9 protein-coding genes are annotated in these 10,112 nt (G+C 36.2%); 8 read left to right on the forward strand and 1 reads right to left on the reverse strand.

The window, feature by feature from the left end; all coding sequences use genetic code 11:
• Window positions 1-147 precede the first annotated feature (147 nt).
• On the reverse strand, window positions 148-1,206 hold the full coding sequence (locus MMU07_RS21230; protein ID WP_241128620.1) for an acyltransferase family protein: 1,059 nt from the start codon (window positions 1,204-1,206) through the stop codon (window positions 148-150).
• 664 nt (window positions 1,207-1,870) lie between these two features.
• Here MMU07_RS21230 and MMU07_RS21235 point away from each other — a divergent pair.
• From MMU07_RS21235 to MMU07_RS21270, 8 genes are all read left to right on the forward strand, one after another.
• Window positions 1,871-2,710: an FkbM family methyltransferase gene (locus MMU07_RS21235; RefSeq protein WP_241128621.1), complete on the forward strand. Its 840-nt coding sequence runs from the start codon at window positions 1,871-1,873 to the stop codon at window positions 2,708-2,710.
• 103 nt (window positions 2,711-2,813) lie between these two features.
• A complete protein-coding gene (locus tag MMU07_RS21240; protein WP_241128622.1) occupies window positions 2,814-3,890 on the forward strand; it encodes a DegT/DnrJ/EryC1/StrS family aminotransferase in 1,077 nt (358 codons plus the stop codon).
• Between the two features lie 3 nt (window positions 3,891-3,893).
• On the forward strand, window positions 3,894-4,511 hold the full coding sequence (locus MMU07_RS21245) for an acetyltransferase (protein ID WP_241128623.1): 618 nt from the start codon (window positions 3,894-3,896) through the stop codon (window positions 4,509-4,511).
• A 134-nt stretch (window positions 4,512-4,645) separates the two neighbouring features.
• Window positions 4,646-6,355 carry an ABC transporter ATP-binding protein gene (locus MMU07_RS21250; RefSeq protein ID WP_241128624.1) on the forward strand — a complete coding sequence of 570 codons (1,710 nt, stop codon included), beginning with the start codon at window positions 4,646-4,648 and terminating at the stop codon, window positions 6,353-6,355.
• 207 nt (window positions 6,356-6,562) lie between these two features.
• Window positions 6,563-7,420: a glycosyltransferase family 2 protein gene (locus MMU07_RS21255; protein ID WP_241128625.1), complete on the forward strand. Its 858-nt coding sequence runs from the start codon at window positions 6,563-6,565 to the stop codon at window positions 7,418-7,420.
• Entirely contained in the window at window positions 7,421-8,125 is a 705-nt protein-coding gene (locus tag MMU07_RS21260; RefSeq protein WP_241128626.1) for an O-methyltransferase, read from the forward strand. It begins immediately after the preceding gene.
• Window position 8,126: 1 nt separating this feature from the next.
• The gene (locus MMU07_RS21265; RefSeq protein WP_241128627.1) at window positions 8,127-8,972 is read left to right on the forward strand and encodes a glycosyltransferase; all 846 of its coding nucleotides are present in this window, start codon (window positions 8,127-8,129) and stop codon (window positions 8,970-8,972) included.
• A gap of 88 nt (window positions 8,973-9,060) precedes the next feature.
• A complete protein-coding gene (locus tag MMU07_RS21270; RefSeq protein ID WP_241128628.1) occupies window positions 9,061-9,996 on the forward strand; it encodes a glycosyltransferase family 2 protein in 936 nt (311 codons plus the stop codon).
• Window positions 9,997-10,112: the final 116 nt, after the last annotated feature.

Raw genomic sequence — 10,112 nt, forward strand, 5'->3', positions numbered from 1 at the left:
TTGTCAGGTTATCAAGTTGTCGGATTTAGCTTCGTACATGGTACATAGTACTTGGTACTGATTGTTGCCGGGTTGTCCGCTGCGCGTTGTCAGGTTTGTCAGGCGTCAGCCTGAGGTACGAAGGGTCTCTCGGTTCTCGCTTCTGCTCTAAAACTTCCTTCTGAGATAAATCTTGACGGGTTGTTCAAAAAAGTAATAACCGCAGATTGCACACAGGTACAAAATCAGCAGGTTAACGAAGATAGAAAAACCAAAAGTGGACAGGGCCAATTGGATAATCCCGATATGGATCAGGTAAAAGACATAACTGCTATCTCCCAAGATCAGGAAAAGTTTGGAAGACAGTAGTTTTTGGAGCCAAGTTTCTTCCCTGATCAAGCCCCAAATAAGTGGTACTATCCCAAAAAGCGGTAAAGCAACATTGTTGACGATTATACCCAAAGGAAAATTGTCTCCCGTTTTTCCTTCTTTGCCGATCAAGGCCAAGGCCAACAAGCAGAGTAGGATAAATACCGTCCCAATTAATGTCAGGTATTTAGGTTTTGATCTGCGCTGAAGATTGTAGGCCAAAGCCATTCCCAACAGAAATTCAAAGCATCTCCCAAAAAAAGTAAAGTTGAACAGGAACTGAAGGTCCCCCAAAAAACCGGAAGGGATTAGGTTCTGAAAAAGATATTGTAAAAAAAGGCCTGAAGCAGTGATTATAAGCGTTAATTTGAGCAAAGGCCAACGCCAATTTTTCCAAGCCAAAGCCAACAGCGGAACCGAGAGGTAAAAGGTTTCTTCCACTGTCAAAGTCCAAGCCTGGGCAATTCCCGAAAAAAGGTATGCTGAAAAATAGCCTTTCAAAAGAAGTAGGTTGAGCAGCAAAGTAAAGGCCTCGTTTTCTCCAAATACCCCTAAGTAAATGGCCCTAGCCAAAAAAGTCAGGATACTCAGGGTAAAAAATACGGGATAGATTTTGGTAAACCTGTTCCAAAAGTAAACAGAAAGAGAAACCCGGCGATCGACGAAGTACTTGTGGGTAATGATAAATCCACTCAATACGAAGAAGATGGTGACACCGATATGCAATTCGGCAAATAGCCGGAAGCCTATTCCTGAGGGCTCAGAAAAGGGGTTGAAATGATGGAAATAAACCATCAGCACGGCGATTGCCCGGATACCGGTCAAGGCCGGAAAATATGGTGGTGTTGAGGTGTTCAAGATGCCAAATGTAATGCTTGGGAATGAAGAATTTTGAATGCTGAGTTAGATATTGGGAAAGTGATACATTTTCTTCGAAATTGGTACAAAGTCAACTTATGGTGGGGAAGGGTATGACGTATGGTGCGGGGAAGGTGGGAAGAAGTATAGCGGAACATACCCGAAAACGGCCTTTTTTTTCAAAATAAAGATGGTTATTTATAAAAAAATATAATTTTTTGAATTTTGGTTTATATAAAAATCTTTGAAAAAAAGGCAAATAATCTTTGATGAATAGAAATTGGTGAAGGGATTTTGATAAGGTTTTGTTTGATTCTTGGCCTTTAAAAAAATCAACTATTTGTTTCAAAAGCCACTTTTTTCTTGATAAAAAAAGTTGCCAAATAAGTCAAGACGACGGAAACCTATCAACCCAATTGGCCTGTGCCGGCCGGGTCCGTCGTCCTTCCTCCCCGCTTCAAGCCTTGCATAAATATTTACTGTCCTTATAATCGCCGGAAATTAATATTGAATTTGACTTCATATTTACTCTAGTGATCATTAATAACCTTGATATGATTCCATTTTGGAAAAAATTCTTTGGTAAAAAAAAATATATAGAAATTTTCAGTTTTAAATTTTTTATCCTGTTCACAAAATCCCTCAGTATACAAATTTGAAGTCCTTGGTTCATTTTTTTTCGCTCTTGAAGGATTTTTATTACCCTGCTTTAGCGCATGGATTTTATAGGAAAAATTACAGAAGGGTTCATCTGCTTGTCACGCTCAGCTTTTTACTTTTAAGGGCAAAGTTTGGCAATGACAAGGATATCCAAGTCCGGATGTTTGGGTTTGTGGTAAGCGCCAGTTCCCCTCAGGTGCTGTTGAGATTGATCAAAGAGATTTTTCTGGAGCAGGTGTATCTTTTTCACACCTCCAATCCCTCACCCCGGATCATTGATGGAGGAGCCAATATGGGAATCAGTGTCCTGTATTTTAAATTCCTGTACCCCCAAGCCCGGCTTATCGCCATCGAACCCAATCCCGTAGCCTTTCAATTTCTGGAAAAGAATATCGCTCAAAATGGCCTTCAGGACGTCGAGGCAGTACATGCCTGCCTTTCTGACAATCCCGGTAGGGAGCGGTTTTATGTATCTGCTACAGGCAATATCATCAACGGCTCTGTTTTTCCCGGGACAGGATCAATATTCCTACAGGAAGTAGATGCAGTCCGCTTGTCGGATTATCTTGCCAAAGGAGAATTTGATCTAGTGAAGCTTGATGTAGAGGGGGCTGAAAGGCAAGTGTTTATAGATTTGAAGCAAACCAAGAGTATCAGTCGCTCCACTCAGTACCTGCTCGAGTACCATGCTGCGCCTGAGTTGGAAGATGTTTATTTTGATATCGTCGAGGCTTTTGAGCAAAACGGCTTTGGGTCACTTTCCATCCACGAAGGGCATTCAATCACTGAGGGAGAAAACAGGATGATGAGATTTAAACAAACAAAAACCCTCATTTACGCATAAGAGCAGGAATTAAAACCCCATTTGACCCAATTCCAAACTTGGATTTTTATTCCTAGCCAACTTTTAAAATATCATATAATCACTTCTTAAACTTCTTTTCAATTTGATCCCTGTAACCAAACCTTTTCTGCCTCCCAAAGAGGAATATCACCGCTACCTAGATGGGATTTGGGAGCGAAATTGGCTGACCAACAATGGCCCCTTGGTCAATGAACTAGAGCTTAAGCTTAAAAGTCATTTGGACGTAAAGCACCTGTTATATACAAGCAATGGCACCATCGCCATTCAAATGGCCATCAAAGCCTTAGGTTTGACAGGTGAAATTATCACCACACCTTTCTCCTATGTGGCCACTACAAGCAGCATTGTATGGGAAGGATGTACCCCGGTTTTTGTGGATATTGATTCCAAGACACTGAATATTGATCCTTCCAAAATAGAGGAAGCCATCACCCCAAATACCTCCGCGATCTTGGCAACGCATGTGTATGGGGTTCCCTGTGATGTGGAAGCCATTGAGAAAATCGCCAAAAAACACCATCTCAAAGTGATCTATGATGGTGCGCATGCTTTTGGGGTAAAAATCAAAGGCCGCTCCATTTTTGAATATGGGGATATCAGCACCTGCAGTTTTCATGCAACCAAGGTATTTCATAGCATAGAAGGTGGGGGAGTTTTTACCAAGGACCCTGAATTACTAAAGCGGATGTCCTATCTCAGAAACTTCGGTCACGACGGATTTTTGAAATTCAATGGGGTGGGGATCAACGGTAAAAATTCCGAATTCCACGCTGCCATGGGATTGGTTAACCTTGACTATCTGTCTGAAATCCTTGCTGCAAGGAAGTTTCAGTTTCACCATTACCTTGATATCCTCAAAGGAATGAAGGTGAAATTTTTGGATATTGCAGGTATCGAATCCTATAACTATGCCTATTTCCCCGTCATTTTTGAAAATGAAGGTCAGCTAGAGAAAAGTATGGCACTGCTTTCAGACCATGAGATCGGGGCAAGGAGGTATTTCTTCCCAGGATTGAACCACTTGGATTACACCTCAGGCGAGACTCCTGTATCAGACAGCATCAGCAGCAGGGTATTGTGTCTTCCTTTGTATCACGGCCTTAGCAAAGAGGAACAAAAAATGATTGCCCGAATTTTACTTCGTGTCCAAAACAATTAATTGATGGTAGTAGCAGGTGCAGGCGGACATGCCTTGGAATGTTTTGATATTCTTACCCAAGAATCCCTTCCGGTTTTGTTGGAGTTTTTTGATGATGTGACCAAAGAAACACTGGTCTTGGAAAAATATCCGATCATCAATCGGCAAGATGCATTGGAAAGCCATTTTGTCCAAGACCCGAGGTTTATCCTAGCGGTAGGCAATCCGGCTTACAGGGTATTGTTTTATGAGAAGTTTATAAGGGCAGGAGGAACCATGGTCAATCTTTTGGGATTTCAAAATACCATCAGCCCTTTTGCGCTATTGGAAGGGGTGGATATTTTCAACCATTGTTTTATCGGGTCGCAAGTAAAGATAGGGAAAGGAACTTTGGTCAATACAGGGGCACAGGTCCATCATGAGGTGCAAGTCGGGGAGTTTTGTGAAATCAGTCCAAGGGCAGTGATTCTCGGTGCTGCGACAATTGGAAACCAAACCCGGATAGGGGCCAATGCCACCATCCTTCCAAAAATCAAAATAGGAAGCCATGTCACGATCGGGGCAGGTTCAGTCATTACCAAAGATGTCCCGGATCATGTCACTGTGGTAGGTGTTCCGGGGAGGATCATTAAAAATCATTAAACAGTAGCTCATTGCTTTTTAATTCTTTCGAGTTTCTGATATTTCTTCTCAATCAATAATTCTAAATGTTCCAAAATTACTTTAAGCATTTTAGTTTTTTTTACAACTACTTGTATCACAGGATATTTGTTAATATGGGACTCAATATTTCTGTAGGTCTTTTGGATGGTTTTGGGATTGCTATGTTCCTTCCACTATTACAGATGGTAGATGGGAAATCATACGTAAATTCGCCTGAATTGGGAAGTTTGGGATTTATTATTGCCGGAATAGAAGGTTTTGGATTTACACTTAATTTAACTACGATATTATTATTTATGCTTATGTTTTTTACCCTTAAAGGATTGGCAAGGTTTATTGAATCTTACTACAGGGCCGAGGTTCAATATTTTTTTGTGAAAAATCTCAGATTTGAAGGTTTGGTAGGGCTAAGAGACTTTTCTTATAAATTTTTTGTCAATTCGGACTCAGGTAAAATCCAAAACACACTATCAGTTGAAATAAACAAAGTTGCTGCTGCCTCGAATGCCTACTTTATGACCTTACAATGTGCGGTAATGGCTTCTGTTTACGGGTTTTTGGCTTTAATGGCAAATACTCAATTTGCCTTGATGGTAATGGTAGGGGGATTGCTATCAAACCAAATCTTTAAAGTAATCAATAAAAAGACAATAGAAGCATCAAGAAAAATCACTTACGGAGGACATGATTATCAAGGAATGCTTATCCAACAAGTAGGCTTTTTTAAATACTTAAAAGCAACAGGTTTGATTAATGATTATACTAAAAAAATGATTCAATTAGCAGATTCGATTGATGCCCAAGGAAAAAAAATTGGGATATATGGAGCAATCCTATTTTCAGCAAAGGAACCTGTAATTATGGCAGTTGTGATTTCTGTTATTTTCATACAAACTAAGCTTTTGGATCAAAGTCTTGGTTTAATTATTCTTAGTTTGTTGTTTTTTTATAGGGCACTTACTTATTTGATGAGTTTACAGACCTTCTACAACAACTTTTTAACTAATTCTGGAGCATTGGATAATATGCGAACCTTTCTTTATGATCTTCATTCCAAGCAAGATAAAATTATTACTGGGGAAAAAATCACAATAAATAAAGATATCAGATTTGAAAATGTCTCGTTTGGATATTCCGAAGAAAAAATTTTGCATGGTATCGATCTTGTGATTTCCAAAAATGAGTCGGTAGCATTTGTGGGTGAAAGTGGAAGCGGAAAGACAACTCTAGTAAATTTAATTACGGGTTTGCTTCCCAATCAAAATGGTAAGCTTTCTATAGATGGAATTCCTATTGAAAAGATTGATTTGAAATATTTTCAATCAAGAATTGGCTACATTACCCAAGAACCCGTAATTTTTTCTGATTCAGTATTCAATAATGTCACTTTTTGGGCAGAAAGAAACGAAGAAAATATAAAGCGGTTTTGGGAGTCATTAGAAAAAGCGTATGTAGCTGATTTTATTAGACAATTACCCCATCAAGAAAACACTCAATTGGGGACAAATGGGATTCTAGTCAGTGGTGGACAAAAACAGCGCATCTCCATTGCAAGAGAATTATATAAAGATATTGACTTGTTGATAATGGATGAAGCCACATCCGCGTTGGATTCGGAATCTGAGAAAAACATCCAAGAAAACATAGATTTTTTAAAAGGGAAAATCACTCTTGTGATTGTAGCACATAGGTTGGCTACGATAAGGAATGTTGATAAAGTTGTTTTGATATCCAAAGGAAAAATTTTAGGGTCAGACAACTTTCAAAACCTCTTGAAGAGCTCGAATTTATTTAAGAGTATGGTTTCGTATCAATCAATTTGATTTAATTGTTTTGTAATTGTGAATTTTACGCTGATTTTTTTATTCTTTATAGTCTTTAAATAATCTTTCGATTAATTATTCAGAATCTAGAAATCGTCAAATAATTTTCCCGAAATGTTAGGTATAGGACACTTAAAACAATGAAATATTAGGATATACAAAAAGAAAAATTTAGGATTTTTTATTTTAGTTCTCGAAATAACTTTAATGGTTAGTGTAATTATTCCTGTTTTTAACAATAAATCGACTTTAGAAAGAGCTTTATCATCAGTTATAAATGAAACTGAGGTCTTAGAAGTTTTTATAGTTGATGATGGTTCAACTGATGGGTCAATTATTTTAGCAGAACAATTTGCTACCAAGTATGAAAATATAAAGTTCCTGCACCATCCTTATAATGAAAATAGGGGCGCCACAGCTTCCAGAAACCTAGGACTTTCAAAGGCCAGTTCGGAATGGATTCAATTTTTGGATGCTGACGATGAACTCCTTCCGGATAAATTGGCAGGTCAGCTAAAATTAACTTTATCTGGGATATCCATGGTAGTGGGCAATAGCATCCATGTTTATCCTAATGGTAGAATGCATTATAGGAAATCTGATAACAATATCTGGAAGGGGTTGATAAGAAGTAAATTAGGAGATACGTGTGCTAACCTTTGGCATAGGCAATCTTTGATAAAAGTAGGTGGATGGGATGAAAAGCTTAGCAGCAGTCAGGAATATGACATGATGTTTAGGCTAGTTTCTGATTTTCCCAATGTGGTTTTTGATAATCGTTATCTGACCTTGATCCATAAAACCGAAAATTCCATAAGCACCAATCCAAACAAGAAAGAGCAAAGAATGCAAAATTGGATTGCTCTTAGGCAAAGAATCAGAATATACCTGGTTTGGAAAAGGGAATTTGGAATAAAAAACCAATACAATTGGTCCGGGGCAGTAGGTTTGTTTTGTGATATAAATGTTGTGGAATATCCCGCTGAGATCAGTATGTTGTTTTACAGGATTTATAAACTAGAATTGGAAATCAAAAAAATATTACATCAAATAACAAAAAGGTAGATGATCAAAACACTTTTAAAAGACAGCGTTTTTCATGTTCAATACTGGTACATGAAAGAATTAATTAGGGCAAAAAAACTGAAAAAACCATTGGCGAATCTTTTGAAATACTATGTTCCATATATGAAATCTAACATGGATTATTCCAAAACGCCTTTAATCGCAGGTGTTCCATGGATCACTTTTGAAGCTATTGATTTTCTCAAAGGTATAGTAAAGCCTGAAATGAAAGTATTTGAATATGGAAGCGGTGGATCCACCAAATTTTTTGCTGAAAGAGTAGCTGAGATCCATAGTGTAGAGCATGATGAATTGTGGTACAATATGGTTAAAACAAAATTGGTAGACTGTCCAAATCTGCATTTAAATTTGATGAAAGGAGAAGAAAAACCATTTGATGAAGTAGGATTTATTTCGGATGAAGATGACGATCCTTTAGATTACAGAGGTTATTCAGGGACAATATTGGATTTTGAAGACCAATATTTTGATATGGTGCTAGTGGATGGAAAAGCAAGAAACGGCTGTATTTTGAATTCTGTTGATAAGTTAAAAAAAGGAGGTTTTTTAATTGTAGACAACTCAAATAGAAAGTCTTATTCCACAAGCATCGATAAATTAGATAGTTGGCTTTTTTTACAAAGTTTTGGTCCATCTGTGAATTCAAAGAGATTTACTCAAACGTCATTTTTTAAGAAGCCTTAGCATGGAATACAAGCACCTATTGATCACCCGGCTCAATGTGTTTTACAAGACCAAAATTGCGGAAAGGGGATTTGATCCTGAAATTTGGTTGCTTGAAAGAATTGAGATATTCAAAAAGTTTTGCTATCCCTCCATCCTAAACCAATCAATTAAAGAGTTTCATTGGTTTTTTTATATTGATGGACATACCCCAGTTAATGTGATAGAGGATTTGGAGAGAATTTTTAAGCCATTTTCATTTATAAAGTTGATATCCCATGAATATCAGAGTTTCAATATTTCGAAATACTTACAAGCAGATATTCAGAAATTTCTAGGTAACGATTTCCAATACCTGATCTCTAGTAGAGTGGATACTGATGATATGCTGCATAATGACTATATAGGGTTTGTCCAAAGACAATTTAAAAATCAAACTTACTTAGCTCTCAATTTTAATAAAGGTTTAGTTTATGACGTCCAATCAGCTGTAACTTCTATTATGATTCACAGGTATAATGCCTTTCTTTCTTTAATTGAAAAAAGAACAGAATCAGGATTTAAGACTGTTTACTACAAACAACACACTGAATATCGTAATGACAAAAGCAAATTGGAAATAAATGTTAAGGAACCTATGTGGTGTGTAACAATTCATGGACTTAATGATAGTACTGGATTTTATGGAAGGGTTAATATTTCAAATCAGCCTAATATGCAAATACTGTTTGGTTTTAAATTTCAACAAAAACCCAGATTTAAAGATGTTTGTAGTTTTACAATTAGATCTTTTAGACGCACTTTTCAGAAGGTTTTAAATAAGTTCATCAATTTAAAAAAGATCAATTTTAAGAAATTTAGAAACTAAAAAATGAGAATAGCTTTAATTTCATTTTGGTATAATGTAAACTTATCTACTTTTAGAATATTTGAAAAAATGAAACTGAATTTGGCTAATGGATAAAAAACCAAAAGTATCAGTCCTTATGATTACATATAATCATGAAAATTTCATTGAAGCTGCAATTACAGGTGTAATTAATCAACGTGAAATTGATTTTGAGTTGATTATTTCGGATGACTGTTCCACTGATAACACCTCAAATGTTATTCAAAAATTCATTGATAATATTGATAATCAAATACAGATTCAGTTTTTCAATCAAAATCAGAATTTGGGAATGATCCGGAATTTTTTATTCGCAATCAGTCAATGTAAAGGAGAATATATAGCGTTTTGTGAAGGAGATGATTATTGGACAGAAAATTTTAAGCTTAAAAAACAAGTTGATTTTTTGGATTTAAATCCCTCTTTTAGTGCTTCAATACATCAAGTTAAAATTTGGGATGAACGACATCAGATTTACTTGTCAAATTATTTCCAAGATTGGGAAAAATCTAAGTCTGTACCTGCAAAATTTGTTATAGAAAAGGGAGGAGGATCTTTTCCTTCTTGTTCTTTAGTTTTTAGGAATTTAAACCCAATTCCTTCTACATTATTTTTAAATTCCCCATCAGCTGATAGACCGCTTTCTCTATTATTGCTGTTGAAGGGGGAGTTTTTTTATCATAATGACAATATGGGAGTATATAGGATGCATCAAAATGGGGTAATGACCGGAATGCTAAATGACCCAAAAAAGTTGCTAATTTTATATAAGAAAAATTTGTTATTGCTTGATTTATACCTTAAAATATGTAAAAAGGATCAAAGAGAATTTGTTTTGAATTCCATTTCAATACAAGTAAAGAATATTTTATTGATTGAAAAATTAAAATATTTTAAAAATATTTTATTATTTACAAAGTTAAAATCGAGTGAATTTAAGTTTTTAGCAAAAAAAATATTAAATAATATGTGTATCCGCATGAATGCACGTGACAAAATTTGACAATAAGTGTCAATAATTTGTGGTTGAAGTATAGTGGTGGTTTCTTGTACTAAAATATGAAACATTATGACCATACTACAATTCATGCAAAATTTTCCTGATGAATCAAGCTGCGA

This window comes from Cognataquiflexum nitidum (assembly GCF_022538055.1).
Lineage (GTDB): Bacteria > Bacteroidota > Bacteroidia > Cytophagales > Cyclobacteriaceae > Cognataquiflexum > Cognataquiflexum nitidum.

Coding starts and splice junctions, on each gene's coding strand:
- MMU07_RS21245 (WP_241128623.1), top strand. CDS start 3,894: ATGGTAGTAGCAGGTGCAGGCGGACATGCCTTGGAATGTTTTGATATT.
- MMU07_RS21265 (WP_241128627.1), top strand. CDS start 8,127: ATGGAATACAAGCACCTATTGATCACCCGGCTCAATGTGTTTTACAAG.
- MMU07_RS21250 (WP_241128624.1), top strand. CDS start 4,646: ATGGGACTCAATATTTCTGTAGGTCTTTTGGATGGTTTTGGGATTGCT.
- MMU07_RS21270 (WP_241128628.1), top strand. CDS start 9,061: ATGGATAAAAAACCAAAAGTATCAGTCCTTATGATTACATATAATCAT.
- MMU07_RS21255 (WP_241128625.1), top strand. CDS start 6,563: ATGGTTAGTGTAATTATTCCTGTTTTTAACAATAAATCGACTTTAGAA.
- MMU07_RS21260 (WP_241128626.1), top strand. CDS start 7,421: ATGATCAAAACACTTTTAAAAGACAGCGTTTTTCATGTTCAATACTGG.